The organism is Halomonas sp. 11-S5, from assembly GCF_029889825.1.
GTDB lineage: Bacteria > Pseudomonadota > Gammaproteobacteria > Pseudomonadales > Halomonadaceae > Halomonas.
On sequence record NZ_JARANW010000002.1, the window covers coordinates 180,046 to 207,030 of the forward strand.

A 26,985-nucleotide genomic window follows, 5' to 3' on the forward strand; every position below is an offset into this window, starting at 1 on the left:
CAGTGAACTGGTGGGAGGGAGTGAAGTTAATCTCCCATTATAGCGACCACGGCCGGGGGGCGGCAATGCGAGTCGTGGCCGTCCCCCGTCACTCGGCGCGGCGGAACTCGCGGCGCCAGCGCGCCAGGAAGGCGGCGCGGCGCTGGGGATCGACGAAGGCCAGCAGCGAGGCGTTGAGGGGAATAGGGAAGAGCCGCTCGCCCACCTGATCGCGCAGCCGCGCCGCCGTGTAGGGCCCGACGATGTCCGGGCGCACGCTGAACAGCGTGGTCTGGCCGGCCAGCACCCGCTGCCCCTCGCGGCCGAGCAGGAAGTTGACGAAGGCCTCGGCGGCCACCGGATGCGGCGCGTCGCAATGGATGAAGGCCATGCGCATCATTACCAGCGCGTAGTCCCGAGGTACCTGCACGATCACCTCGGGGTGCTGCTGGGCCCAGAGCATGGCGTAGGAACCGAGCAGGTTGTAGCCGAGCCAGTAGCGCCCCTCGCTCAGCCCCTCGAGCATCGCCCGGGTACTGCCCTCGAGTTGGGCGTTCACCCGCCCCATGCCGGCCACCAGGTCCCAGAAGCGCGGCGTGTAGCGGGCGTCCTGCTGGTAGAGCGTGTAGCCCACCCCGCTCTTGAGCGGCGAGTAGCCAGTGACCTTGCCCTCGAGCTTGCCCGGCTCGGTGGTCAGCAGGGTGTGCAGGTCAGCGTGGGTCTGGGGCGGCGCCATGTGGCGCGAGAGATCGAGCCGGTAGGCCATGACGATGGGTTCGAAGGTGAAGCCGAACACCTCGTCGCGCCACTTGGCCCAGGCTGGCCAGCGCCGCGCCGCCGGCGAATCCAGCCGCCGCGCGTAGCCCTGGTTGACCCGCGCCATCTGCCAGGGCATCGCCGAGCTGATCACCACGTCCGGCGCCGGGTCGGCCTCGCCGACCCGCGCATCAACCTCCAGGGTCGAGCGGTCGCGGAAGTCCAGGGCGATGTCGGGATGGGCGGCGCGGAAGGCGTCGAGCAGCGGCGCGACCACCTCGCGGTCGAGCGCCGCCTCAACCACCAGCGGCGTCGGCGCCGCGTGCAGCGGGGCGGCCCCTGCCAGCAGCATCGCCAGCAGGACCAGATGCAGACCGACTCGCCATCGCGTCATGGAGTCTCCTTGGGATTGCACAGGGGCAGGTAAAGTCTCACCACCAGGCCGTGAGGCTCGCAAGTCCCCAGCGTCAGCCGACCGCCGAGCCCCCGGGCGATAGAGTCGACGATCGCCAGACCCAGCCCGGAGCCGTCGGTATCCTGGCGCCCGCCCCGCTCGAAGGGCTGCAGCAGCCGCTCGCGGGCATCAGCCGGCACGCCCGGGCCGTCGTCCTCGACGAAGAGCACCGCCTCGTCGCCGTGGACCGCCACGCCCAGGGTGATCACGCTGCCCGGCGGGGTGTAGCGCAGGGCGTTGTCGATCAGGTTGCCGAGCAGTTCGCGGATCGCCCAGCCCTCGGCGCACACCCACAGCGGGCCGCCGGGCAGATCGGCCAGCCCAAGGTCATGGTGGCGCGCCACCTCGCGCCCGGCCCAGTCCAGCACGGTCTCGCGCAGCACAGCGGCGAGGTCCAACGGCGCCACCGCGTCGGCCTCGCCTAGGTGGCGCAGGCGGGCGAGGCTCAGCAACTGGCCGGCCAGGCGGCTGGTGCGCCCGGCCCCCTCGTGCACCGCCGTCAGAGCGGCCTGCCAGTCGGCCGGGTCCTCGCTCTGCAGCGCCAACTCGCTGGTGCTCTGCAGCCCGGCCAGCGGTGTCTTGAGCTGGTGGCTGGCGTCGGCGGTGAAGCGCAGCAGCGCCTCGCGGCTCTGGCGCTGGCGGGCGAACAGGTGGTCAAGGGTCTGGGCCAGCTCGCGCATCTCCTCGGGCACCCGGGCATCGAGCGGGCGCATGTCGTCGGCGTCGCGGTGGCGCAGCTGACGACGCAGCCGGCGCATCGGGCCGAGCGCCACCCGCAGGGCCAGGGCCATCAGCACGCCGGCCAGCAGTACCATGGTCACGAAGCGGGTCAGGGTGCGCTCGAAGAGCTCGTCGGCCAGCGCCACCCGCCCGCCGCGGGTATGTCCTACCCAGATCTGCACCGGCTCCTGGGAGACCCAGCCTGCCGAGTCATACTCGCGGCCGTAGAGCCGCCAGGCGGCGCCGTCGAGGCGGGTGGTGAGCGCCATCGGCGCGCTGGTCACCTGTTCGCGCCAGGCCGGCTCGATGGTGAAGGGCAGGTTAGTGGACACCGCCTCGCCGTCGGCGTCGAGCACGGCGTAGAAGACCCGCTCCTGGCGCCGGGTGGCCAGTATCTGCAGGGCCGCCGCCGGCACCTCCACCAGCGGTTCGCCCTGCTGCCACTGCACGGCCTCGGCGATCGTCAGGGCGGCGGCCTCGAGCTGGCTGTCGAAGGCCCGCTCAGCGGCCCGGTGGGTGCTCATCCAGGCCTCGACCATCAGCAGTGCGCCGAGGCCGGTGACGGTGACCAGCAGCCACACCGCCAGGCGGCGCTTGAGCGAGCCCGTGACCTCGATCACCCGGCATCCTCCTCCAGCCGGTAGCCCAACCCGCGGAAGGTGCGAATCTGAACCCCGGAGCCGGCGAGCCGCTTGCGCAGCCGGCTGACGTAGACCTCCAGAGCGTTGGAGCCCACCTCGTCGAAGCCGAACAGGCGACGCTCCAGCGCTTCGCGAGGGGCGATACTGCCGGCGTGCAACAGCAGCCCCTCGAGCAGGCGCAGCTCGCGGCGCGGCAGCGCCAGCGGAGCGTCGTCGAGGGTCGCCGCGCCGGTGGCCGGATCGAAGACGAGCGTCCCGTAACGCAGCCGATTGTCGCTGCGCTGCTGGCTGCGCCGCAGCAGGGCCCGCACCCGGGCCTCCAGCTCGGCGAGCGAGAACGGCTTGGCCAGGTAGTCGTCGGCGCCGTGGTCGAGGCCGCTGACCCGATCGTCGACGGCATCCCGGGCAGTGAGGATCAGCACCGGGGTGGTGTCGCCGCGGTCGCGCAGCGCCGACAACAGACTCAGGCCGTTCCCGTCGGGCAGGCCGAGATCGAGCAGCACCAGGTCGAAGCGGTCGTGGCGCAGGGCGGCCGCGCCCTCGCCGTGGGTGGTGAACACCTCGACGGTATTGCCCAAGGGGGACAGCGCCTGCTCCAGCGAGCGGGCGATCAGTACATCGTCCTCGATGACCAGCAGGCGCATACGACCAATGTCTCAGGGAGTGACAGGCAAGGTGACAGGTTGATGAAAGGTGACGGGCCTAGCATCTCCCTGGCCATCACGAGATGGCGGCGAGGCCCTTGCCCGCCCTTCATTACAAGAGAACAGGAGTTCGTCATGAAGATCAACCCGACCCTTCGCCGCGCCTCTGGCCTTGCCGCCATCGGCAGTGCCTTGTTTATTGGCCAGGCTCACGCTCAGACGATCCCGGAACCCACCGAGTGCATCGCGCCAGCCAAGCCCGGCGGTGGCTACGACCTGACGTGCCGACTGGCTGCCAATGGCCTGCAGGATACCGGCCTGATCAGCAAGCCGATGATGGTCAGCTACATGCCCGGTGGCATTGGCGCGGTAGCTTATAACCATGTCAACGGTGTACGCACCGATGACCCTGGCCTGATCGTTGCCGCCAGCACCGGTGCCGCCGTCAACCTGGCGCTGGGCAAGTTTGGCCAGTACGACGCTGATGAGGTTCGTTGGCTTGGCGCGCTCGGCGTCGACTATGGCGCTATCGTCGTCAGTGCCAATGCACCGTGGGAAAGCCTCGAGGAGCTGATGGCCGACCTCAAGGACAACCCGGGCGAGATCGCCTTCGGCGCTGGCGGAACGGTGGGTAGCCAGGACTGGATGAAGGCGGCATTGATCGCCAAGTCCGGGGACATGTCGCCAAGAGACCTTCGTTACGTGGCCTTCGAGGGTGGCGGCGAGGCCCTGGCGGCATTGCTCGGCGACCATATCCAGGTCTTCACCGGCGATCTCTCCGAGCTCAAGTCACAGCTTGGGAGCGGCAAGATCCGCGTGCTGGCGGCCCTCTCCGAAGAGCGCATGGACGGCCCCTACACTGAAATCCCCACCGCGGCCGAGCAGGGCTACGACGTCCAGTGGCCGATCTGGCGCGGCTATTACATGGGTCCGGACGTCAGCGACGAAGCCTACCAGGCCTGGATCAAGCGCATGCAGGAACTGGCAGAAGACCCTGCCTTTGCCGAACTGCGTGAAGCGCGCGGTCTGTTCCCGATGTCACGCTTCGGTGACGACTTCGACAGCTACGTCAAAGAACAGGTTAGCGAATTCAAAGGGCTGGCCGAAGAAGTGGGTCTAACGCAATGAGAATCGCCGCCGACCGAGTACTGGGTATTGCCCTGATCGGTCTGGCGGCGTTTATCGCCGTCCAGGCCCTTCAGCTGGAAATACCTTTCAGCTATGAGCCCGTCGGCCCCAAGGCATTCCCTTTGGGGCTGTCGATTCTGCTGACCTTACTATCGCTGGTCATGATCCTCAGGCCCGGCGACAACGGCAGCTGGCCTCACAAGGCGCTGGCGCTCCGGTTGTTACTGGTGCTGGTGTTGCTGTTGGTCTATGCCGTCTTGTTCAGACAGCTGGGGTTCATCGTCTCATCGCTGCTGGTGGTAACCGCTCTAGCGCGACTGTTTGATGCGACCTGGGGTAAGGCACTGATCACCGGCGTTGTCATGTCGATTGTCGGCTATTTTCTGTTTTCCGCCGCCCTCGGCATCAGTCTGCCTTCTGGCTACTTTTTCGCCAGCTTCATCTAAAGGATCGCTGAGATGTTCGATTTCCTGATCGACGGCTTCGGGGTTGCTCTAACTCCTCTCAACCTGGGCCTGGCCTTCCTTGGCGCGCTGCTCGGCACGCTCTTCGGGGCACTGCCGGGCATCGGGCCGATCAACGGCATCGCCATTCTGATGCCGTTGGCCTACACCCTTGGCTTGCCGGCGGAGTCATCGCTGATCCTGCTGGCCGCCGTCTACACTGGCGCCGAATACGGCGGGCGCATGTCGAGCATCCTGCTCAACGTGCCTGGTGATGCCGGCGCCGTCATGACCACCCTGGATGGCTACCCGCTGGCACAGAAAGGGCTTGCAGGCCCCGCTCTAGGCCTTTCGGCCGTCAGTTCATTCATTGGCGCGACCATTGCCATTATTGGCCTGACGCTCTTTGCGCCGCTGCTGGCAGAAGTCGCGGTGATGTTCGGCCCAGCAGAATTTTTTGCGCTCATGATATTCGCTTTCTCTTCCATGTCGGTGATGATGGGCAAGGACCCGATCAAGACCGCCATTGGCGCGGTGCTCGGCGTGCTGATTGCCACCGTAGGCATCGACTCCGGCAGCGGCGTGTTGCGCTATACCTTCGGTTTGCCCGAGCTCTACGACGGCATCGACTTCGTGGTGATGATCATTGGGCTGTTTGCCATCAGTGAAATTCTGCTGATGCTTGAGCATGCCCACCGCTCGGAGGACGAAGGCAAGCTCCCGCCGCTGGGCCGGGTCTTCGTCACCCTCAAGGAAGTACTTGCATGTAAAGGTGCTATCGGCCGTTCGGGGTTGCTAGGTTTTATCATTGGCGTTCTCCCCGGCACCGGTGCATCGGTGGCTGGCGCCGTCTCCTATACTACCGAGAAGCGCCTTTCCGACAAGGAAGGCACCTTTGGCAAGGGCGACATGCGCGGTTTGGCAGCGCCAGAGTCGGCCAATAACGCGGCTGCAGTTGGCTCCTTCGTGCCCATGCTGACGCTTGGCATTCCCGGTTCTGGCACCACGGCCGTGCTACTCGGCGCGCTGATGCTCTACAACATCACCCCCGGGCCGATGATGTTCACCGAGCGCCCGGAAGTGGCCGGTGGCCTGATCGCCTCGCTGTACATCGGTAACGTTGTACTGCTGGCGCTCAACCTGCCGCTGGCTGGCGTATTTGCTCGCGTGCTGACCATTCCGCGCTGGGTACTGGTGCCCGCCATTGCCATCCTGGCCTTCGTTGGTGTCTATCAGTTGCACTCCGACCTGTTTGCCATATACCTGATGCTGGTCATCGGCGTGTTTGGTTACCTGCTGCGCAAGCTGGGGTTCTCCCTGGCCCCCGTGATTCTTGGCTACGTGCTGGGTGGTTTGATGGAGCAAAACCTTCGCCGCGCGCTGTCGATCAGCGGGGGCGACATCGATATCCTCTGGCAGTCCGGCATCTCGCTGGGACTATGGCTTGCCGCCGCCGCGTTGCTGGTGCTGCCCTGGCTGCTGCCTAGGCTGCTGGCGGGCAATTCGCCCCGCGAGGACGTCGAGGACGGCTAAGGTCATCCCCCACCCCTTTTCTACCCCCTGGCCCGACATGTCGGGCCCGGGGCGATTGATGTGAGGTCACAGGTTAGTGCTTGACACCTTCACCACACGGCTGACTGCCCTGAGCCGTTTCCTGCCGACACTGGCCTTGGGACTGGCCGGCGGCGCCCTCGCCTTCTGGCTCGACGTGCCCCTGCCCTGGCTCCTCGGTGCCATGTTCGCCACCACCCTGGCGAGCCTTGCCGGCGCCCAACTGCGCTCGCCGGGGCGAGGCCGAAAGGGGGTGCTGGTGGTGATCGGCGTGATGCTGGGCGCGGCCTTCACGCCTGAAATGTCTGGCGACCTGAGCCTGTGGGGCGCCAGCCTGAGCACAATGCTGCTGGCCACGGCGATGATGATGGCCTTCTCGGTATGGTTCTCACGACGGGTCGCCGGCCACTCACTGGATACCGCCCTCTACGCCGGAGTCCCCGGTGGGGTGTCGGCGGTCACCGGCATGGCGCTCTCCTCCGATGCCGACCTGCGGGTGGTCGGCATGACCCATGCGGTGCGCATCCTGGTGCTGCTGGTGGCCATTCCGCCGGTGCTTGACGGCATCGGCCACGTCAGCCTGACCGCCGCCACGCCGGCCCCGGACCGGTGGCTGTGGCTGCCTGGCCCGGCGGATGCCGCCTGGCTGGCCAGTGCCGGCGTGCTGGGCGCCTGGCTGGGACACCTCGTGCGCCTGCCCAATGCGATGTTGTTCGGCCCGGCGCTGGCCTCGGCGGCACTGCACCTCACCGGCGTCACCCACGCCGCGGTGCCGCCGACGTTGCTGGCCCTGGCCCAGGTGATCATCGGCGTCTCGGTGGGCGTGCGCTTCACGGGGACCTCGCTGGCCCGGGTGGGCCATACCCTGGTGATGGCCGTGCTGCAGGCGCTGGGCCTGCTGGCGATCGCCATCCTCGCCGCTTGGGGTATCCACGCCGGGGCGGGGGTGTCGTTGCCGGCGGCGCTGCTCGCCTACATGCCGGGCGGGGCGCCCGAACTGAGCCTGGTCGCGCTGTCACTGGGCATCGACCCGGCCTTCGTCACCGTGCACCACCTGCTTCGCATCACGGTGCTGATCCTGCTGATGCCGGTGCTGCTGGGCGCTTGCCGGCGCCTGAGCGCCTGACGCGACCGGCACCAGGAACCAGGCAGGGCCGGTTCCATGCTAGGCTGGGCGGCGTACCGGCCGGAGACCTTGCCACCATGCCCCCCAACGCCAGCGGCACCACCGTCGCCCCCCCTGCCCTCTCCGTCAGCGAGCTCAACCGCCGCGCCCGCCAGGCGCTGGAACAGGATGTCGGCGAAGTCTGGGTGGAGGGCGAGCTCTCCGGGGTGTCGCGGCCGGGCTCGGGGCACATCTACTTCACCCTCAAGGATGACCGGGCCCAGCTGCGCTGCGCGCTGTTCCGCACCCGGGCGCGCTTCGTCGCCGCCCCCCTGCGTGACGGCGACCGGGTCAAGGTGCGCGGCCAGGTGTCGCTGTTCGAGCCCCGCGGCGACTACCAGCTGATTGTCGAGGCGGTGCAGGCGGCCGGCGTTGGCGAGCTGCTGGCGGCCTTCGAGCGGCTGAAGGCCCGGCTCGCGGCCGAGGGCGTATTCGCCAATGCGCGCCCCCTGCCCTATCCGCCGCGGCACCTGCTGGTGCTCACCTCGCCCACCGGCGCGGCGATCCGCGATGTGCTGGCGGTGCTGGCGGCGCGCTGGCCGCTGACGCAGGTGACGCTGATCCCGGTGCCGGTGCAGGGGCGCGAGGCCGCCCCGGCGCTGATCTCGGCGCTGGGCCTGCTCAACCGCCAGCAGGCGCTGGACCCGGCCCGCGACGCCATCCTGATCACCCGCGGTGGCGGCAGCCTGGAGGACCTGTGGGCCTTCAACGACGAGCACCTGGCCCGGGCGATCTTCCACTCGCGGTTGCCGGTGATGTCGGCGGTGGGCCACGAGGTGGACGTCACCCTGGCCGACTTCGCCGCCGACCTGCGCGCCCCCACCCCCTCGGCCGCCGCCGAGCAGCTGGTGCCCGACCGCCGCGAGCGGCGCCACCGCCTCGAGCGGCTGGCCGAACGGCTCACCCGCGCCCAGCGCGCCCGCCTGGAGACCGAGGCCCAGCGCCTGGACCACCTGCGGGCCCGGCTGCGTCACCCCGGCGAGGTACTGGCCGCGCGTCGCCGGCAGCTGGCCCAGCTGGAGGGGCGGCTGCGGCGGGCCATGCAGGCCAGGCTCGCCAGCGAGCGGCGCCGCGAGCACCACCTGCACCAGCGCCTCGCCCTGCGCTCGCCGGACCGGCTGGTGGAACAGGCCGGGCAGCGCCTCACCCGGGCTCGCTGGCGGCTCCACCAGGCCATGCCGAGGGCGCTTTCCCGCCATCGCGAGCGGCTGGGCGGGTTGGTGCGCGAGTTGCAGGCCGTCAGCCCGCTGGCGGTGCTGGGCCGGGGCTATGCGATCCTCGAGGACGACCGGGGCCGGGTGGTGCGCCGGGCGGCGGACACGAGCCCCGGCCAGTCACTCGAGGCCCGGCTGGGCGAGGGGCGACTCGCGCTCACGGTGGCCGGCGTCGAGGACGACGTCGAGGCCGACAATCCCGGGTCCCATGGCGGGAAGACATCGAATCGATAGATAATGGAATATATGTATTCCATAACATGATAACTACACTGATACCATCGCCTTGAGGACCACGAGCCCATACCCATATCCCAAGGAGCCAGGCACTTCCCCGGGCCCGGCAATCGGACGCCCGGGGGTCACACCCCCAACCCACAGGGAGCAACACCATGTCACTACGCATCAATGACGTCGTACCCGATTTCGAGGCCGATACCAGCCAGGGCCCGATCCGCTTCCACGAGTGGCTCGACGACAGCTGGGCGATCCTGTTCTCACACCCCAAGGACTTCACCCCGGTCTGCACCACCGAGTTCGGCGCCGTGGCCAAGCTCGGCGAGGAATGGAAGAAGCGCGGCACCAAGGTGATCGGCGTCTCCGTGGACGGCGTGGAGGACCACAAGAAGTGGATCAATGACATTTCCAGCTTCGCCAGCTGCGACGTCGGCTTCCCGATCATCGCCGACGAGGACCTCAAGGTCGCCAAGCTGTTCGACATGCTGCCGGCCGATGCCTACCTGCCGGACGGCCGCACCCCGGCCGACAGCGCCACCGTGCGCTCGGTGTTCATCATCGGCCCGGACAAGCAGCTCAAGCTCTCCATGACCTACCCGATGAACGTCGGCCGCAACTTCGCCGAGGTGCTGCGCGCCCTGGACGCCCTGCAGACCGCCAACGGCAAGGGCGTGGCCACGCCCGCCGACTGGACCGTCGGCGAGGACGTGATCATCCCGCCGACGGTCTCCGACGAGGATGCCAAGGCGAAGTTCGGCGAGTTCGAGACCATCTTCCCCTACCTGCGCAAGACCAAGCTGCCCAAGTAAGGCCAGCGGTTCGCCATACCCCACGATGACCCCTGCTCCGGCAGGGGATCTTGCGTTGGGGGCTAGTGGTGCTCGGGCTGGCGGGCGGCCGGCTTGAAGGCGCTGGGCTCGAGCTCGTGGCGGGCCAGCAGCTTGTAGAAGTCGGTGCGGTTGCGCCCGGCGATGCGCGCCGCCTGGGTGACGTTGCCCTCGGTGATCTTGAGCACCTTGACCAGGTAACTGCGCTCGAAGCCGGCGCGGGCGTCGTTGAAGGTCGGCAGGGCGTTGTCCTCGGCGGCCAGCGCCTGGGCGACCAACCCCTCGGGGATCATCGGCGAGGTGGTCAGGGCCACACACTGCTCCACCACATTGACCAGCTGGCGCACGTTGCCGGGCCAGGCCGAGGCGGCCAGCAGGTTGAGCGCCTCCGGGGAGAAGCCCTTGACGAAGGGCTTGTGCCGGGCGGCGGCCTGGGCGACCAGGTGCTTGGCCAGCAGCGGGACGTCCTCGGCGCGCTCCTTGAGCGGCGGTAGCCGCAGGTTCACGACGTTGAGGCGGTAGTAGAGGTCCTCGCGGAACTCCCCCTCGTGCATGGCGCGGTCCAGATCGCGGTGGGTGGCCGAGATGATGCGCACGTCGATGGGGATCGAGGTGGTGGAGCCGAGCGGGCGGATATGGCGCTCCTGCAGGGCACGCAGCAGCTTGACCTGCAGCGTCAGCGGCATGTCGCCGATCTCGTCGAGGAACAGGGTGCCGCCGTTGGCCGCCTGGAAGAGGCCGCGGTGCTCGCTCACCGCCCCGGTGAAGGCGCCCCGGGCGTGGCCGAACAGTTCGCTCTCCAGCAGCTGCTCGGGCAGCGCGCCGCAGTTGATCGCCACGAAGGGCTTGTCGGCCCGCGAGCTGGCCTTGTGGATGGCACCAGCCAGCAGTTCCTTGCCCGACCCCGAGGCACCGGTGACCAGCACGCTGACATCCGCGGCGGCCACCATGCGGGCCTGCTCGAGGATGCGCTCCATCTCGGGGCTGCGGGTAATGATCGCCTCGCGCCAGTGGTCGTCGCCCTGGGTGCCGGAGGTGGAGGTCTGGGCCAGGGCATCGTCGATGGCGGAGAACAGCTCGTCGCGATCCACCGGCTTGGTGAGGAAGCCGAACACCCCCTGGCGGGTGGCGCTCACGGCATCGGGAATCGAGCCGTGGGCGGTGAGGATGATCACCGGCAGGCCCGGCACCCGGCGCTGCAGCTCCAGGAACAGGGCCAGGCCGTCCATCTCATCCATGCGCAGGTCCGACAGCACCAGGTCGGGGCGTGCGACCTCCAGCCGCTTGAGGGCCTCGCGGCCGCTCTCCGCGGTGGTGACACGGTAGCCGCGGCTCTCGAGCCGCATGCCCAACAGCTTCAACAGGCTGACGTCGTCATCCACCAGCAGGATGTGCGCACCATGGTCACCGGCGTTGGGCAGGCGTCCGGACTGCTTCATGTCGTCTCTCCCGGTTCATTCATTCTGCTGTCGCAGATTGATGCTCTGTTCGATGGCGGTGAGCTGCTCGAGCTTCTCGGCCATGGCCTCGAGCTCCTCGGTGAGGGCCGCGTTCTCCTCCACGGCGGCCTGGTGCTCGCCCCGGCTCTCGGCCAGCTGGCCGGCCAGGCGGCGACGCCCCTCCAGCTCGTTGAGCCAGTAGCGCAGCAGTGGCTGCAGCTCGGGCGGCGCACCGTGCAGATCGGCCTTGTAGAGCTCCGAGGCACGGTTCCACTGCTGTTCGTCACCCCAGGCGAGCAGCACGGCCCGCGCCAGGCGGCGCTCGGACCTCTCGCCGCCGAGGCGCGTCAGAGTGGCCTCTCGCCACACCCGGTCGCCGCGCTGGGAGGCCAGGCCGAAGGCCACCCAGTCGTCGAGCAGGCAGGGCGCGTTGTCGAAGTCCGGCAGCTCGGCATGGCAGCGCGCCGAGCCGGTGGTGGGGCTCTGGAGGGGCGAGGGGCCGGAGGGCGACTGCAGCGACTCGGGCAGGTATTGGCAGCCGGCCAGCCAGGCCGTGGCCAGGCACAGGAACCAGGGGCGCGCGGTCATGGGGTATCGTTCCTCGAGTGGGCGCCCGCCAGGGCGAGCGTCGGGTGGTCGTGATCCTGTTCGGGAGCCCGGGCCAGCCGCGGCAGGGTCAGGCGAAAGCACACCGCCAGCCGGGTATCGTCCACGAGCGCCAGGCTGCCGTGCTGGAGCCGGGCACAGTCGGCGGCCACCGAGAGGCCGATGCCGGAGCCCTTGAGCGGCCCCTTGCGGCGCCCGCGGCCCTGAAAGAAGGCCTCGAAGAGCCGCTCGCGATCCTCCTCGGCGATCGGCTCGCCGCTGTTGGCCACTTCGATCACCAGCCGGTCGCGCAGCGGCCGGGCGCGGATCTCCAGCGTACCGCCGTCCTCGCCGTAGGCGACGGCATTGGAGATCAGATTATCGAGGACCCGTGCCGTGGCGGTGCGGTCGAGCGCCCAGGTCAGGGGGCCATCGAAGCAGCTGACGCGCATCTCCTTGTTGTCCAGCGCCAGGCGGTGCTTGGCCAGCACCTCCTTGGCCACGGTGGCGACGTCCAGCCGCTCGATGTCCAGCTGGCGGTTGTGCTGGAGCAGGTTGTAATCCAGCAGCTGCTCGATCAGCTGCTGCAGCTCGCGCCCACTGGCGTCGATCAGGTCGAGGATCTCGCGCTGGCGCGGCGTCACCTCGCCGGCCACGCCGTCGGCGAGCAGCGACGAGCCCTCGCGCACGCTGGCCAGTGGGGTCTTGAGCTCATGGGACATATGGCGCAGGAACTGCTGCTTCTGGGCCTCCAGCTCGTCGAGCCGCGAGGCCAGCCAGTCCAGCCGCTCGTCCAGGGTGACCAGTTCCGCCGGGCCCTTGAAGGGCCGCGGCGTCTGCGCCGCGTCCCCGCCCACGCTACCGATCCCCAGGATGCGCCGTTCGAGCTGGCGGATCGGATGAATGATCAGCCGGGTGAACAGCAGCATCAGCACCAGGCTCGCCGAGACCAGCGCTGCGGTCTGCCACCACAGGCGCACCTGCACGGCCTCGGCTCGGGCTCGGATGCCCTCGATGCGCTCGTCGATGCGCCGGTTGGTGGCGCGGCGCATCGCCTCGGTGTGCTGGGCGAAGGGCAGGAAGTCGGAGAGCCGGGCGGTGAACGCCTCGAGCGGCAGGTCGGGCAGCTCGGCGAGGTCGTCGAGTTTCTCCTCCAGCGCTGCCACATCGGGATCATCGGGCAGCAGCTGACGCTGCTGGGCCAACAGCTCGCGGAACTCCTCGAGGCGCTCGCCGTAGATTTGCAGCAGGCTCTCCTGCTCGACCACGGCATACTGGCGCGCACCGCGCTCCATCTCCAGCGCCAGAGCACCCAGCGAGCGGGCACGCCGGGTCTCCTCCACCGCCTGGCGGGCACTGACATCCGCCAGGCGCGACAGCTCGGAGATGGCCTGCCCGGCCTGGATCATCAACACGGCCAACGGCAGCATCACCACCAAAAAGGCCAGCAGCACCAGCTGCAACAGCGAGCGCGGCCTCCAGCGACGCGTAACGGCTGAGGTCATGGACAGCGTTCTTTGCAGGAAGGTAACGGGAACCACCATCGTTCATTCCTAAGGATACCAGAGTTCAGCCGAGCGCCCCGTGGCCAATCGGTGCCAGCTCGCAGCAAACATTCCGCCAGCAAACATTCCGCCAGAAAAAAAGGGCCGGCAGAGCCGGCCCAATACGCAGGGAACTGAAGGGTCAAGACATTCGCTCAATCGACGACCTGGTCCGTCCTTTGCCCGAATGTCCATGGGCCGGGGAGGCCCCGAAGCCATGAGGCGCCATCTGCCACCAGGGGCTGGTCATCCTCATGCGGGTGGCAAGCCATCGCATGGCGCGCCGCCCTGCTCCGTTCCTGGCACCACCGCCGCGACCGGAGGCCGATGGCGATGCTGCGCGATTCGATCCCCCACAACGGGGGAGAGGCATCCATGCCAGGGCGTCCTTGCCCTCTCGATACCGATCCTTGCCTGGCGGCGGTACCGTCTCATCGCAACCTAAAGTCACACATCGCTTGGAGCAGACACTGGCCGCGTCGGGGAGCGGGAGCACAGGGCAGTGATGGCCCGCCTCCCTTCGGCGACCGGGAAACGGTTCGAGCCGAATGAACCGTTTTCCCTTGCTCACCCTGACAACTGCCAGCGGCGTGCCACAACTCACATCATCCCTTTTATATCAACAGGTTGAAGACAGGGAAAAAGGAGACAGATCGGAAGCGGCCTGCCGAGCGGCAAATCAGTGGGGGTGATCGCGGGATTTTCGTCGCCAAGTGACGACGCCTTTCGACAGCTTTCCTGGATGGCGCTTATTTTCAGTCGGTTAGCGCGTCTCCGGATGGCGACAGCGCGCCACTCAGGCGAGGGTCTTGACCAGGATCTTGGATTTGCGCGCGTGGCTGTAGGTGTCGCGACGCAGCGGCGGCAGGGCCTCGATGTCGGCCAGGCGGAAGCCGTGCTCGAAGAACCAGTGGGTGGTGTGGGTGGTCAGGGCGAACAGCGCCGAGAGCCCCAGGCGGCGGGCCCGGCGCTCGACCTCGGCGAGCAGCAGCTCACCGCGCGCCCCGCCCCGGTAGTCGTCGTGGACCGCCACGCAGGCCAGCTCCCCCATCGTGGCCTCGCCGAAGGTATGCAGGGCGGCGCAGCCGATGATCATGCCGTCGCGCTCGATCACCACATAGTCGTCGATCTCGTACTCCAGCCGCTCCCGGGAGCGCGGCACCAGCATGCCCCGCCGCTCGAGCGGCTCGAGCAGCTCGAGCAGGCCGCCGATGTCGCCGAGCTCCGCCGGCCGCAGCTGCTCGTAACGATGCTCGGTGATCATGGTGCCCACGCCGTCGCGGGTGAACAGCTCGCCGAGCAGGGCGTCATGGTCATGCCAGGAGAGCAGGTGGGTGCGGGCCACGCCATGCCGCGCGGCGGCGCAGGCCGCGCCGAGGTGCCGGGTCAGCTCGCTGGACGGGTCGGCCTGCTGGAGCAGTGGCTCGGCCTGGCCCGGGGTCAGCTGGCGCTGCAGCTGGCCGCTGCGGTCGAACAGCCCGCTGGCCTCGCCGAGCAGGATCAGCTTGTCGGCGCCGAGCGTCGTGGCGGCATGGCGAGCCACCTCGGCGGCGTCCAGGTCGAAGACCTCGCCGGTGCTGGAGAAGCCCAGCGGCGGCAGTGCCACCAGCGAGCCGCGCTCGAGCAATCCCTCGATGGCCTCTGCCCGCACCCGACGCACCTCGCCGCTGTGGTCGAAGTCGACGCCTTCGCGCACGCCCAGCGGCTTGGCCATCACCAGGTTGCCGGAGACCACGGTCATCTCGATGCCGTGCAGCGGCGTGTTGGGCAGCCCCGGCGAGAGCCGCGCCTCCAGCCACAGGCGCTGCTCGGCGGCGATGCGCTCTACCCGCGCCATGATCGCCTCGTCGGCCACCCAGCGGCCCTGGTGGTAACGGGGCACGATGCCCGCCTCGTCCAGGGCCTGCTGCACCTGGGGACGGATACCGAACACCACCACCAGCCGCACGCCCAGGGTATGCAGCAGCGCCAGGTCCTGAATCAGCTGCTCCCCTCGCCCGCTGGCCATGGCCTCGCCCTCGATCAGGATCACGAAGGTGCGCCCCCGGTGGGCATTGATGTAGGGGGAGGAATTGCGGAACCAGTCGACGAAGGGGAAACGAGTATCCAAGGCCGCACTCCGGCAGCAGGTGAACGAAGGGGGAGTCGACAGACACTATATCAGAGCGACGAAAAAGGCGGCACCGTCAAGCTGCCAAGCTGCCAAGCTGCCAAGCTGCCAAGCAGCCAAGCAGCCAAGCAGCCAAGCAGCCAAGCAGCCAAGCAGCCAAGCAGCCAAGCAGCCAAGCAGCAGCATGGAATCCGCCGCCGCAAAAGAAAACCCGAAGGCCGAGGCCTTCGGGTTTTCTTGTAGCTCGGCGCTTGTAGCTCGGCGCTTGTAGCTCGGCGCTTGTAGCTCGGCGCTTGTAGCTCGGCGCTTGTAGCTCGGCGCTTGTAGCTCGGCGCTTGTAGCTCGGCGCTTAGCCGAACATGCCCTTGAAGGTGAAGAAAAAGAGGATGGCGAGGCCGGCGCCGGCCGGCAGGGTGATCAGCCACGACATGGCGATGGTGCCGATGACGCGCAGGTTGAGCGCCGCCATGCCGCGGGCCAGGCCCACTCCCAGCACCGCCCCCACCAGGGTCTGAGTGGTAGAGATCGGTAGGCCGGTGCCCGACGCCAGTACCACGGTCACCGCGGCCGCCAGGGTGGCGGCGAAACCGCGGCTCGGGGTGAGCTCGGTGATGCCGGTGCCCACGGTGGCGATCACCTTGTGGCCGTAGGTGACCAGGCCGACGACGATGCCGCCGCCGCCCAGCACCAGCACCCACCAAGGCACCAGGGCCGCCCCCTCGATCTCGCCGCCGGTCTGCACCACGCTGATCACCGCCGCCAGCGGCCCCACGGCGTTGGCCACGTCGTTGGAGCCGTGGGCAAAGGCCATGGCGCTGGCGGTGAAGATCATCAGCACGCCGAAGACACGCTCCACCCCGGAGAAGCCGAACTGGTCGGACTGGCGGCTCGACGCCTTGACGCGACGCTCCATGACCACGCCGAGCGCCGCGATCACCAGGCCGGCGAGGATGGCGAGCAGCAGGCTGGCGCCGAAGCCGAGATCCAGGCCGACGTGCTTGAGGCCCTTGGTGAGGGTCACCATGGTCACCGCGAAGCCGACCAGGAAGACGTACATGGGCACGTAGCGCTTGGCCGCGGCGAAGGGGTCGCGGGCCTCGAAGATCAGGTGTTGCACCGACTTGAAGAGGGTGAAGGCGATGGTACCGGCCAGCAGTGGCGAGACCACCCAGCTGGCGGCGATGGCGCCCACGGCCCCCCAGTCCACCGCGCCCGCGCCCAGCCCCGCCACCGCGAAGCCGACGATGGCGCCAACGATGGAGTGCGTGGTCGACACCGGCCAGCCCTTCATGGAGGCGAGCAGCAGCCAGGTCGCCGCCGCCAGCAGCGCCGCGAGCATGCCGTAGACCAGCAGCTGGGGGTCCTTCTGCAGCAGCTCGGGGTCGATGATGCCCTTGCGGATGGTGTCGGTGACTTCGCCGCCGGCCAGCCAGGCGCCGAGGAACTCGAAGATCACGGCGATGATGATCGCCTGCTTGATGGTGATGGCCCGAGAGCCCACCGAGGTGCCCATGGCGTTGGCCACGTCGTTGGCCCCGACGCCCCAGGCCATGAAGAAGCCGAAGAGACAGGCGAGGATGATGAAGATCTCACCGTACTGCGCAATGATCGACATAGGGAGGGTTCCCTTGTAGCGGTCGGAAGAAGGTCGACACGACACGGCCCCGGGATCGCCGGGGCCGTTGTGTTCAGTTGGCCGTCATGATCTGTAGGCGGCTGCCGACGCGCTCGGCGCGGTCGGAGAGCTCGCCCACCCAATCGATGATCTTGTAGAGGAACATCACGTCCACCGGGGGCAGGCGGTCCTCCAGCTCGAAGAGCTGGCGGCGGATAGTCACCTGCTGGCCGTCGGCCTGCTGCTCGAGCGCGTGCAGCTCGCGGATCATCTTCTGCATCACGTCGGCGACGTTGCGACCGAAGCCGGACTCGAGCAGGTCCTTGAGCTCCTCCAGGGCGTGGCGGGCCTGGGCCACGCAGGCCACCGAGGTGCGCATGTAGTCGCGCATCGGCTGGGCCAGCTCCTGGGGCATCTGCATGCGGCGACCCAGCATGATGCCGGTGATGTCGCGGACCTTGTTGGCGATCTTGTCCTGGACGCTGATCAGGTCGAGCAGGTCGGAGCGCGACACCGGCAGGAACATGGTGTTGGGCAGGTTGAGGCGCAGGTCGGTCTTGAGCTCGTCGGCCTCATGCTCGAGGCGCGTGATGGTCTCGCGATGCTGGGCGGCGGTGTCCCAGTTGCCCACGAGGGAGGCCTCGAAGAAGGGCAGCAGCTCGTCGGCACACTCGTTGGCCTTGACGATATGGGCCAGCAGCGGATGGAATGGCGAGCGGCCGAACATCGCGGAGAAGGGATTGGATGTCACCATGGGGCATCTGTGAACCTGGAAAATGGCGGCGTCAGTATAGAGACTGACACCGCCACCGTCATGAAAAAATCATCCATTATTCATCGAACCGAGGTGGCGCCCCGATGGCAGACGAGATAGAGCTCAAGCTGGCCCTGGGGGCCGAGGCGCCCGAAGCCCTGCGCCGCCACCCCCACCTGGCTGGCCTGACCCCCGCGCTCACGCGCCTGGGCAACACCTACTACGACACCCCCGAGGGCGACCTGGAGCAGGCGCGCATGGCGCTGCGCCTGCGCCGCGCCGGCGACCGCCTGCTGCAGACCCTGAAGACCCGCGGCCAGGGCGGTGGCGGCCTCTCGACCCGCGGCGAGTGGGAGTGGGAGGTGCCGGGCCCGGGGCTCGACCTGCGCGGGCTGGCCGCCCTGCCCCCCATGGCCGAACGCGACCCGGGCCTGCTCGAGCGCCTGGTGCCGCGCTTTGCCACCGATTTCATGCGCGAGACCTGGTGGCTGGAGGAGGACGGCCTGAGCGTGGAGCTCGCCCTGGACCTCGGCGAGATCCGCGCGGGCGGGCAGGCGGTGGCGATCCGCGAACTGGAGCTGGAGCTCAAGGCGGGCGACCCGACCGCGCTCTGGGCCCTCGCCGACGCCCTGGCCGATACGGTCGCCTTGCGCGCCTCGGACACCAGCAAGGCGGCCCGCGGCGGGGCGCTGCTCGGCGGTGGCTGGACGCTGCCCGAGGGCACCGGCGCCGCGGCCTGGCTGCACCGTGCCAGCATGGCGCTGGATGCCCTGGCCGATACCGGCCAGGACGCCTGGCGCGACGAGGCGCGCCGGGCCTTCCAACGCCTGTCGGAACTGGGTGATGATGCCCTCGACGATGAGGCACTGCGCGACGACGCCCGAGGGCTCGCCGAGGCCCTTGGCGCCGAGACCTGGCTGACCCCCGCCTTCGGGCGCCGGATGCTGCGGCTGGCCCGCCGGCTGCCCGGCGACATCGACCTGGCCTGACCGGCCTCGACCACCACAAGGACGAAGCGTGAACCACCTCCCCAAGCCCGCCGGCGAAGGCCTGCGCACCCGGGTCTTCCAGATCATCTTCGAGTCCGACACTCCGCTGGCCAAGGGCTTCGATATCGCCCTGGTCGTGACGATATTCGCCAGCGTGCTGGTGGTGATGCTGGAGAGCATCGCGAGCCTGCGCGCCGACTACGGCACCCTCTTCTACTGGGTGGAGTGGGGCTTCACCATCCTCTTCACCCTGGAACTGGCGGTACGCCTCTACTGCCTCGAGCGTCCCTGGATGTACCTCAGGAGCCTCTACGGGATCATCGACCTGGTGGCCATCCTACCCACCTGGCTGATGCTGCTCGTTCCCGGTGCCCAATCGATGGTCGTGGTCCGGCTGTTGCGCACCCTGCGCATCTTCCGTGTGCTGCGCCTGATGCAGTTCGTCGGCGAGGGGCGTCTGCTGGTCGACGCCCTCAGACGCAGCACGCGACAGATCCTGCTTTTCTTCTTCACCATCTTCATGGTGGTGACCATCTTCGCCTCGGTGATGTACCTGATCGAGCCCGCCGAGGCCGGCTTCACCAGCATCCCCATGTCCATCTACTGGGGGATCGTCAGCCTGACCACGGTGGGCTATGGCGACATCGTGCCGGTGACCCCGATCGGCCAGGCGATCACGGTGATGCTGATGCTGATCGGCTACTCGATCATCGCGGTGCCCACCGGCGTCTTCTCCGCCCAGGTGATCCGGGCGATCCGCGAGGATCGCTACTCCGACGAGGCCTGCCCCGGGTGCGGCCATGAACGCCACGAGCAACGCGCCCGCTACTGCCTGAGGTGCGGCACCTGGCTGGACGAGACCGCCCCCGACCCACGCCTCTCGGAGGAGGAACGCAAGGCCTGGCGGTACAAGCACGGCGACGAGGAGAGAGACGATAACGGGTCGCCGCCGGCACGCTGAGCCGGCGGCGAATGGGAGGGAATCAGACCTGGAAGGGTGAGACGTCGCCGCGTCCCTCGCGGACGATCTTCGGCGGCAGGTCGCGCAGGTCGATCACGCTGGTGGCATCCAGGTGGCAGGCGCCGCCGTCGATCACCAGGTCGAGGTGCGCCCCGAAACGCTCGCGGATCTCCTCGGCGTCGGTCATCGGCAGCTCCTCGCCGACCGGGATCAGGGTGACGCTCATCAGCGGCTCGCCCAGGGCGGCGAGCAGTGCCCGGGTGATGGCATGGTCGGGCACGCGCACGCCGATGGAGCGGCGCTTGGGGTGGAGCAGCAGCCGCGGCACCTCGCTGGTAGCATCCAGGATGAAGGTATAGGCCCCCGGCGTATGAGCCTTGAGCAGGCGGAAGACATCGTTGTCCACCTTGGCGTAGGTGCCGATCTGGGAGAGATCGGAGCAGACCAGGGTGAAGTTATGCTTGTCATCCAGCGAGCGCAGCCACTTGATCTTCTCGATGGCCTTCTTGTCGCCCAGGTGGCAGCCCAGGGCATAGCCGGAATCGGTCGGGTAGGCGACCACGCCGCCATCGCGAATGATCTGGGTCGCCTGGTCGATCAGGCGCTTCTGGGGGTTGTCCGGATGGATCTGGAAGAACTGGCTCATGCGTGCTCCCTGTGGGGTGGCCGGTGGAAGGTGTCTGTCACTATAGCGCGTCGCGATCCGACGTCCCGGCCTCAGGCGGCTGCCGGGGCGGCGAGGCCGGCCAGGCGCGGGTGGGTCCACACCGGCGGCGTGGCGGTACGTGGCACCGGACTCATGCTGCCCGGCGCCAGGTGGCCGCCGGGGAAGTGGAAGTCGCTGCCCACCGAGCCGTAGAGGTCGCGCTCCTGCAACTGCCGCGCCAGGTCGCGGGTCACGTCGGCATTCTGGAAGCCACTGACCAGCTCGGCGGCCTGGCCCCCGGCGGCGGCGAAGTCGTCGAGCAGCAGGCCGCGCTTGCGCCGTGTCAGGCCGTGGCGCAGCGGATGGGCCAGCACCGCGACCCCGCCGGCATCGAGGATCCAGGCCACCGCCGCGGAGAGGAAGGGCCAGTGGGCCTTGATGTCGCCGGCCTTGCCGTTGCCCAGGTGCTTCTTGAAGGCGGTGCCGATATCGGGCACCAGCCCCGCCGCGACCAGCGCCCGGGCGAAGTCCGGGCGGCCCAGCGGGCGCGCCGATCCGGCCTGCTCGCGGGCCCGCGCCAGGGCATCGGTGAGTCCGACCTTCTCGAGCCGCTCGGCGATGCGCCACGAGCGCCGCTCGCGCGCCTCGGCCTGGGCTACCAGGCCTGGGACCAGATCGCCGCGGGGGCCATCGGGCAGCAACCCCACCACGTGGATATTGATGCCGCGCCATTGCGTGGAGAGCTCGGTACCGGGAATCAGCCGGATCCCCTCGCGGCGGGCGGCCGCCTGCGCCTCCGCGATGCCGTCCATGGTGTCATGGTCGGTGAGCGCCATATGGGTCAGTCCCCGAGCCCGGCACAGCGCCACCACCTCGGCCGGCGGCAGGGCGCCGTCGGAAGTCGTGGAGTGCATGTGCAGGTCGATGGTAAGGGGCTCGCCCTCGAAGCGCACGGGAAGTGCTGTCATGGGCATGACGCCGGCAGGTGACTTTGTCAGAATATCCTTCCATGTTGCGTGCCCGACCGGTGACGGTCAATGCCGGGCGCCAGTCACACCCGCGGCGCGAGCCGCCCACCACCGAGGAAGACCCGAGATGCTCTACACCATCATCAGTGAAGATGTGAACAACAGCCTGGAGCGGCGCCTGGCCGCTCGTCCCGACCACCTGGCCCGCCTCGAGGCACTGCGCGATGAGGGCCGCCTGGTGCTGGTCGGCCCCCACCCCGCCATCGACAGCGAGGACCCGGGCGAGGCCGGCTTCACCGGCAGCCTGGTGGTCGCCGAGTTCGAGGACCTGGAGAGCGCTCAGGCCTGGGCCGATGCCGACCCCTACATGATCGCCGGCGTCTATGCCAAGGTGACGGTGAAGCCCTTCAAGAAGGTCATGCCATAGCTCAACCAGTAAGTATCCCCCGGCAAAGCCGGGGGCTTTATTTTGTTAGCCCCTCAAAGGGGCAAGAACCTGAGCCGCCTGAAGGCGGCTATCTTCACATGCCGAACTTAAGCTGATCATAATGCTCATCTACCTTTCTTGGTTACGGATGTAATCCCGGACCACATTCTCATCAAGCCCGACAGTGGAAACAAAATAACCTCTTTCCCAGAAGCTATCGCCAGTAAAGTTATTCGCTCTTCCCGTAAAATTCCTGGCTATTGAAATCGAACTTTCCCCTTGATGTAACCGAGTGTGACACAGAATGCATTGATGGAATGCTGATACACTCTCTCATTGGTAAACTCCTATCACTTGGCCGAGATTGGAGGTTCCCAGTGACCGCACCACACGGTCAAACCTCGGGTAGTCCCCCGGCAAAGCCGGGGGATTACCTTATTTATTTATCAACAGCGGGTTTCCCACAGCTACTGTGGACAAGCCTGTTGAAACGCGGCGGACGCCTTGCGCCAGCGCGGTCAGCAGGCCGCCGAGACGCGAGCGATCAAATCCTGACCAACCCGCCCTTTCGACCCCCCTAGGGAGCCCCGCCTTGACCGCTGCCCCCGATGACCTGTCCCCGCTCTCCGGCCTGGAGAGCGCCCGCCTGGACTGGCGCCGGGAGGAAGGCGGCGAGGAGGCCCCCCACTCCACGGCCTTCGATGATGTCTATTTCTCGCGCCATGACGGCCGCGCCGAGACCGAGCACGTTTTCATCGCCGCCAACCGGCTGCCCGAGCGGTTCGCCGGCTGGCAGGAGGCGCGCCCCTTCGTGATCGGCGAGACCGGGTTCGGCACCGGGCTCAACATGCTCTGTGCCTGGGCCTGCTTCGATGCCCATGCCCCGCCGGCCGCCCGACTCCATCTGGTCTCCACCGAGAAGTTCCCGCTGCGCCGCGACGACCTGGCCCGGGCGCTGTCCGCCTGGCCGGACCTGGCCGAGCGCGCCGCACGCCTGGTCGCCCAGTGGCCCGAAGCGGTGGCCGGCGTGCACCGGCTATGGCTCGACGTGCGCGTCACCCTGGACCTGCACCTCGGCGACACCGCCGAGCGCCTGGCGCTGCTCGATGGCCGGGTGGACGCCTGGTTCCTCGATGGCTTCGCCCCCGCGAAGAATCCCGAGATGTGGCGACCCGAGCTGTTCGAGGCGATGGCGGCCCGCTCGCGCCCCAGAGCGACCCTGGCCACCTTCACCTGCGCCGGGGTGGTCAAGCGTGGCCTCGCCGCCGCCGGCTTTCGCTGGCGCAAGGTGCCGGGCTTCGGGCGCAAGCGCGAGATGCTGGCCGGCGAGATCGCCGAGCCCACCGCGGATCGCCGCCGCGAGCACTCCCCCTGGTTCTCGCCCCCGGCCCCGCACCGCACCCGTCATATCGCGGTGATCGGCGCGGGCCTCGCCGGCGCCAGCACCGCCGCCGCCCTGGCCCGGCGCGGCGTGACGGTCACCCTGATCGACCGCGAGGGGCCCGGCAGTGGCGGCTCCGGCAACGCCCAGGGCGCGCTCTACGTCAAGCTCGCGGCCGACACCAACCCCCAGAGCCGGGTCTATCTCGCCGGCCTGCTGCACAGCCGGCGCTGGCTCGAGGCCCTCGACCCCGACCGGGAACTCTGGGCGCCCTGCGGCGTGTTGCAGCTGGCCACCCACGAGAAGGAACAGGCCCGCCAGGCGCGCTTCCTGGCCCACCACCCCCTGCCGGAGGGCGTGGTGCGAGGGGTGACGGCGGACGAGGCTTCCCGGCTGGCCGGCACGCCAATCGACCACGGCGGACTTGAGTACCCCCAGGCAGGCTGGGTGCGGCCGGCCGCCCTCTGCGCCCGGCTGGCCGCCACGTCGGGCATCCAGGTTCGTCGCGCGGAGGTGGTCGGCATGACCCCGGACGAGCAGGGCTGGTCGCTGGCGCTGGCCGACGGCGAGCGCCTGGCGGCCGACCAGGTGGTGATCGCCAATGCGGCGCTGGCCAACCGCTTCGCGCCGACGGCGCGGCTCCCGCTGCAGCCGGTGCGCGGCCAGGTCAGCCGGCTCGCCCTGCCCCGGGGCGCCCCCGAGCTCGAACGGGTCATCTGCGCGGGCGGCTATGTGTCGCCGGCGCTGGACGGCGTGCTCACCTTCGGCGCCAGCTTCGCGCCCCGCGAGACGGACACCGGGATCCGCGAGGCCGACCACGCGGCCAACCTGGCGGAGCTTACGGCCACCCTGCCCGCCTTCGTGGCCGCCCTGCGCGAAGCGGGGGCCCGTCTCGACCCGTGTGACCTGGAAGGACGGGCCGCGGTGCGCGCCGCCAGCCCCGACAAGTCGCCCTATGCCGGCCCGGTGCCCGACGCCGAGGCCTGGCAGAGCGACTATGCGGCACTGGCCAGGGACGCCACCCGCGTGCCCGACACACCCGGCCGCCACCATGCGGGGCTATGGATCAGCGCCGCTCACGGCTCCCGGGGCCTGGCCAGCGCGCCGCTGTGCGCGGAGCTTCTCGCTTCACGGATCTGCGACGAGCCGCTGCCGCTGGAACAGCCGCTGGTGGACCACCTCCACCCCGGCCGGCGGCTGATCCGCGACCTGATTCAAGGCAAGCAGCCAGCGAGAGGCGTCGGAAACAGCTCGTAGAGGGGGCGTAGGAGCCTGTCGGACTTAACGCTGATCTACTGCGAGATCCGGTCTTTCGGCCAATTTCATTCGATCTGATTCGTTAAATAGCGGGCTATTCGCCTCATCAGATCGATAAACTTGTCTCGAAATCCGAATCTCTCGTCACGATCGGTCAAATCCGACAGGCTCCTAGCCCTCCTCGTCGTCGGCCAGGTCGCGGCCGAAGGCGCGCCACTGGGCCAGGGTCATCACCTCGGTGGTCTCGGTCCTGAGGTCATGGGCGATCAGCAGCTCGCCGCGCTCGAGCTGGGCCTTGAGCTGGGCCACCCAGCCGCGCATGCCATCAGAGGTATCGGTGGTGTCATAGCCCTGGCGGGTGACGAAGGCCTCCAGCAGGGCGTCCAGGGTCTCGCCCGGCAGCATGCGGGACGGCACCTCGATAAAGCGATCGCCATTCATGAATCGGTCTCCCCCTTTTCCCAGGCGGCCAGCCGCTCGAGGAAGCTGGCCTCGTCGATGACTTCGACCCCTATCTGCTCGGCCTTCTCCCGCTTGCTGCCGACGGCCTCGCCGGCCACCACGCAGGCGGTCTTGCGCGAGACACTGCCCGCCACCTTGGCGCCCAGGGCCTGGAGTCGCGCCTTGCCCTCGTCGCGGGTCATGCTCTCCAGGGTGCCGGTGAGCACCCAGCTCTGGCCGGCCAGCGGCCGGGGGCGCTCGCCGACCTCCTCCTCAGGCCAGTTCAGCCCGCAGGCGATCAGGTCGTCGATGGTCTCGCGGTTGTGGGGCTGGCGAAAGAAGGTATGCACGTGGGCGGCGACGACGGGGCCCACATCCTCCACGGCCTCCAGTGCCTCGATGTCGGCCCCCATCAGCGCCTCCAGGCGGCCGAAGTGTCGGGCCAGGTTGGCCGCCGTGGCCTCGCCCACTTCACGGATGCCCAGGGCATAGATGAAGCGCGCTAGAGTGGTTTCTTTTGCCTTCTCCAGCGCCGCCACCAGGTTCTCGGCGGACTTCTTGCCCATGCGCGGCAGCTCGGCGAGGCGCTCGGTCTCGAGCCGGAAGAGGTCCGCCGGCGTGGTCACCCAGTCACGCTCCACGAGCTGGTCGATGAGCTTCTCGCCCAGGCCGTCGATGTCCAGCGCCCGGCGCGAGGCGAAGTGCTTCAGCGCCTCCTTGCGCTGGGCGGGACAATAGAGCCCCCCGGAGCAGCGCGCCACCACCTCGCCCTCCAGGTGCTCGATGTCCGCGCCACAGGCCGGGCAGTGCTCGGGGAAGACGATCGCCCGTGCATCGTCCGGACGGCGCTCCTCCAGCACCCGGACCACCTGGGGAATGACGTCACCGGCGCGACGGATCGCCACGGTGTCGCCGATCATCACGCCGAGCCGGTCGATCTCGTCGGCATTGTGCAGGGTGGCGTTGGCGACGGTGACCCCGGCCACTGAGACCGGCTCGAGCCGGGCCACGGGGGTGATCGCCCCGGTGCGGCCGACCTGGAACTCCACGCCGTTGAGCCGGGTGGTCTCCTCCTGGGCGGGAAACTTGAAGGCGATGGCCCAGCGCGGGGCGCGCGCCACGAAGCCGAGCTCGCGCTGCCGACGCAGGTCGTCGACCTTGATCACCACGCCGTCGATGTCGTAGCCGAGTCCGTCGCGCTTCTCGCCGAGCCGCCGACAGTAGTCGATGATCCCCTCGGCCCCCTCGACCACCGCCAGCTCCTGACTGGTGCGAAAGCCGTACTCGCCGAGCCTGGCCATCAGCTGGCTGTGACTGGCGTCGTCTCGCTGCGGCTCGATGCGCGCCACCTGATAGGCGCTGAACTCCAGCGGGCGCGTCGCGGTGACCTTGGGGTCGAGCTGGCGCAGGCTGCCGGCGGCGGCGTTGCGGGGGTTGGCGAACACCTTGCCGTCCGACTCCCGGGCCCGCTCGTTCAACGCCTCGAAGCCCTGATGGCTCATGATCACCTCGCCGCGCACCTCCAGCAGGTCGGGCGGGTCATCACCACGCAGACTCAACGGGATGGAGCGCAGGGTGCGCAGGTTGGAGGTGATGCCCTCGCCGCTGCGGCCGTCGCCGCGGGTGGCGCCGTTGACCAGCATGCCCTGCTCGTAGACCAGCGACACGGCGGCACCGTCGAGCTTGGGCTCACAGCAGAAGGCCAGCGGCTCGCCATGGCCCTCCAGGCGGTCGGCGACGCGCCTGACGAAGGCCTTGATTTCCTCCTCGCTGAAGGCGTTGTCCAGCGAGAGCATGGGCACGGCATGCCGCACCTCGGGGAAGCCGGCATCGGGCGCGGCTCCCACCCGCCGGGTCGGCGAGTCGGGGGTCACCAGGTCGGGATAGGCGTCCTCGAGCTCCTGCAGGCGGCGAAGGCGGCGGTCATAGTCGGCATCGGTGAGCCGGGGCTCATCGAGGACATAGTAGCGGTAGTTGGCATCGTCGAGCTCGGCACGCAGGCGCGCCACCTCGTCGAGGATCTGCGGGTCGGCTTGGGTCATGACGTCCCTGGTCTGATAATGGCGGGAAAGCTCGAAGCTTGAAGCTCGAAGCTTGAAGCTTGAAGCT

General features: G+C 68.6%; 23 protein-coding genes and 1 pseudogene. 10 read left to right on the forward strand and 14 right to left on the reverse strand.

Annotated elements, in window-relative coordinates; all coding sequences use genetic code 11:
* Positions 1 to 88: 88 nt before the first annotated feature.
* Genes OP497_RS02385 through OP497_RS02395 form a run of 3 tightly spaced genes read right to left on the reverse strand, consistent with a single transcriptional unit; the run spans position 89 to position 3,194 of the window.
* Positions 89 to 1,129: an ABC transporter substrate-binding protein gene (locus tag OP497_RS02385; protein ID WP_280546229.1), complete on the reverse strand. Its 1,041-nt coding sequence runs from the start codon at positions 1,127 to 1,129 to the stop codon at positions 89 to 91.
* Positions 1,126 to 2,529: a sensor histidine kinase gene (locus OP497_RS02390; RefSeq protein ID WP_280546230.1), complete on the reverse strand. Its 1,404-nt coding sequence runs from the start codon at positions 2,527 to 2,529 to the stop codon at positions 1,126 to 1,128. Before OP497_RS02390 ends, OP497_RS02385 begins: the two co-directional genes overlap by 4 nt.
* Positions 2,526 to 3,194 carry a response regulator gene (locus OP497_RS02395; RefSeq protein ID WP_280546231.1) on the reverse strand — a complete coding sequence of 223 codons (669 nt, stop codon included), beginning with the start codon at positions 3,192 to 3,194 and terminating at the stop codon, positions 2,526 to 2,528. The genes OP497_RS02390 and OP497_RS02395 overlap by 4 nt, the downstream gene beginning before the upstream one ends.
* A gap of 135 nt (positions 3,195 to 3,329) precedes the next feature.
* Between OP497_RS02395 and OP497_RS02400 the strand changes: the two genes are divergently transcribed.
* The 6 genes from OP497_RS02400 (at position 3,330) to OP497_RS02425 (ending at position 9,741) form a co-directional block, all read left to right on the forward strand.
* Positions 3,330 to 4,322, forward strand: a complete 993-nt coding sequence (locus OP497_RS02400; RefSeq protein WP_280546232.1) for a tripartite tricarboxylate transporter substrate binding protein — start codon at positions 3,330 to 3,332, stop codon at positions 4,320 to 4,322.
* Positions 4,319 to 4,768: a tripartite tricarboxylate transporter TctB family protein gene (locus tag OP497_RS02405; RefSeq protein WP_280546234.1), complete on the forward strand. Its 450-nt coding sequence runs from the start codon at positions 4,319 to 4,321 to the stop codon at positions 4,766 to 4,768. Before OP497_RS02400 ends, OP497_RS02405 begins: the two co-directional genes overlap by 4 nt.
* A gap of 12 nt (positions 4,769 to 4,780) precedes the next feature.
* Complete coding sequence (locus tag OP497_RS02410; RefSeq protein ID WP_280546235.1) at positions 4,781 to 6,298, forward strand: tripartite tricarboxylate transporter permease; 1,518 nt, start codon at positions 4,781 to 4,783, stop codon at positions 6,296 to 6,298.
* 76 nt (positions 6,299 to 6,374) lie between these two features.
* The gene (locus tag OP497_RS02415) at positions 6,375 to 7,442 is read left to right on the forward strand and encodes an AbrB family transcriptional regulator (protein WP_280546236.1); all 1,068 of its coding nucleotides are present in this window, start codon (positions 6,375 to 6,377) and stop codon (positions 7,440 to 7,442) included.
* 77 nt (positions 7,443 to 7,519) lie between these two features.
* On the forward strand, positions 7,520 to 8,929 hold the full coding sequence (gene xseA / locus OP497_RS02420) for an exodeoxyribonuclease VII large subunit (protein ID WP_280546238.1): 1,410 nt from the start codon (positions 7,520 to 7,522) through the stop codon (positions 8,927 to 8,929).
* Positions 8,930 to 9,087: 158 nt separating this feature from the next.
* On the forward strand, positions 9,088 to 9,741 hold the full coding sequence (locus OP497_RS02425; RefSeq protein WP_280546240.1) for a peroxiredoxin: 654 nt from the start codon (positions 9,088 to 9,090) through the stop codon (positions 9,739 to 9,741).
* 62 nt (positions 9,742 to 9,803) lie between these two features.
* On the opposite strand, the gene glrR is transcribed toward OP497_RS02425, so the two are convergent.
* The 6 genes from glrR to OP497_RS02455 form a co-directional block, all read right to left on the reverse strand.
* Positions 9,804 to 11,198, reverse strand: a complete 1,395-nt coding sequence (gene glrR, locus OP497_RS02430; RefSeq protein ID WP_280546242.1) for a two-component system response regulator GlrR — start codon at positions 11,196 to 11,198, stop codon at positions 9,804 to 9,806.
* 15 nt (positions 11,199 to 11,213) lie between these two features.
* Complete coding sequence (locus OP497_RS02435) at positions 11,214 to 11,786, reverse strand: hypothetical protein (RefSeq protein WP_280546244.1); 573 nt, start codon at positions 11,784 to 11,786, stop codon at positions 11,214 to 11,216.
* A complete protein-coding gene (locus OP497_RS02440; RefSeq protein WP_280546245.1) occupies positions 11,783 to 13,288 on the reverse strand; it encodes an ATP-binding protein in 1,506 nt (501 codons plus the stop codon). Before OP497_RS02440 ends, OP497_RS02435 begins: the two co-directional genes overlap by 4 nt.
* An 835-nt stretch (positions 13,289 to 14,123) precedes the next feature.
* The gene (argA, locus tag OP497_RS02445) at positions 14,124 to 15,437 is read right to left on the reverse strand and encodes an amino-acid N-acetyltransferase (protein WP_280546246.1); all 1,314 of its coding nucleotides are present in this window, start codon (positions 15,435 to 15,437) and stop codon (positions 14,124 to 14,126) included.
* Between the two features lie 349 nt (positions 15,438 to 15,786).
* On the reverse strand, positions 15,787 to 17,052 hold the full coding sequence (locus tag OP497_RS02450; RefSeq protein ID WP_280546248.1) for an inorganic phosphate transporter: 1,266 nt from the start codon (positions 17,050 to 17,052) through the stop codon (positions 15,787 to 15,789).
* A gap of 73 nt (positions 17,053 to 17,125) precedes the next feature.
* Positions 17,126 to 17,806 (reverse strand): TIGR00153 family protein, encoded by a 681-nt coding sequence (locus OP497_RS02455; protein ID WP_280546250.1) that lies wholly within the window; start codon positions 17,804 to 17,806, stop codon positions 17,126 to 17,128.
* Positions 17,807 to 17,910: 104 nt separating this feature from the next.
* Between OP497_RS02455 and OP497_RS02460 the strand changes: the two genes are divergently transcribed.
* A complete protein-coding gene (locus OP497_RS02460) occupies positions 17,911 to 18,795 on the forward strand; it encodes a CYTH domain-containing protein (protein ID WP_280546252.1) in 885 nt (294 codons plus the stop codon).
* Positions 18,796 to 18,823: 28 nt separating this feature from the next.
* A complete protein-coding gene (locus tag OP497_RS02465) occupies positions 18,824 to 19,756 on the forward strand; it encodes an ion transporter (RefSeq protein ID WP_280546253.1) in 933 nt (310 codons plus the stop codon).
* 22 nt (positions 19,757 to 19,778) lie between these two features.
* Here OP497_RS02465 and OP497_RS02470 read toward each other — a convergent pair whose 3' ends face one another.
* Both OP497_RS02470 and OP497_RS02475 read right to left on the reverse strand, forming a co-directional pair.
* A complete protein-coding gene (locus OP497_RS02470; protein ID WP_280546255.1) occupies positions 19,779 to 20,402 on the reverse strand; it encodes an L-threonylcarbamoyladenylate synthase in 624 nt (207 codons plus the stop codon).
* Between the two features lie 71 nt (positions 20,403 to 20,473).
* Positions 20,474 to 21,376 (reverse strand): PHP domain-containing protein, encoded by a 903-nt coding sequence (locus OP497_RS02475; RefSeq protein ID WP_280546256.1) that lies wholly within the window; start codon positions 21,374 to 21,376, stop codon positions 20,474 to 20,476.
* A gap of 121 nt (positions 21,377 to 21,497) precedes the next feature.
* Here OP497_RS02475 and OP497_RS02480 point away from each other — a divergent pair, with 121 nt between their 5' ends.
* Positions 21,498 to 21,797 carry a YciI family protein gene (locus tag OP497_RS02480; protein ID WP_280546257.1) on the forward strand — a complete coding sequence of 100 codons (300 nt, stop codon included), beginning with the start codon at positions 21,498 to 21,500 and terminating at the stop codon, positions 21,795 to 21,797.
* A gap of 94 nt (positions 21,798 to 21,891) precedes the next feature.
* On the opposite strand, the pseudogene OP497_RS02485 reads toward OP497_RS02480, so the two are convergent.
* Positions 21,892 to 22,125 (reverse strand): annotated as a pseudogene (locus OP497_RS02485) (transposase); the annotation flags it as partial.
* A gap of 264 nt (positions 22,126 to 22,389) precedes the next feature.
* Here OP497_RS02485 and mnmC point away from each other — a divergent pair.
* Entirely contained in the window at positions 22,390 to 24,435 is a 2,046-nt protein-coding gene (gene mnmC, locus OP497_RS02490; RefSeq protein WP_280546258.1) for a bifunctional tRNA (5-methylaminomethyl-2-thiouridine)(34)-methyltransferase MnmD/FAD-dependent 5-carboxymethylaminomethyl-2-thiouridine(34) oxidoreductase MnmC, read from the forward strand.
* A 171-nt stretch (positions 24,436 to 24,606) separates the two neighbouring features.
* Here the strand turns inward: mnmC and OP497_RS02495 are convergent, their stop codons facing one another.
* A complete protein-coding gene (locus OP497_RS02495) occupies positions 24,607 to 24,876 on the reverse strand; it encodes a YheU family protein (RefSeq protein WP_280546261.1) in 270 nt (89 codons plus the stop codon).
* Complete coding sequence (gene ligA / locus OP497_RS02500; protein WP_280546263.1) at positions 24,873 to 26,918, reverse strand: NAD-dependent DNA ligase LigA; 2,046 nt, start codon at positions 26,916 to 26,918, stop codon at positions 24,873 to 24,875. The genes OP497_RS02495 and ligA overlap by 4 nt, the downstream gene beginning before the upstream one ends.
* Positions 26,919 to 26,985 lie beyond the last annotated feature (67 nt).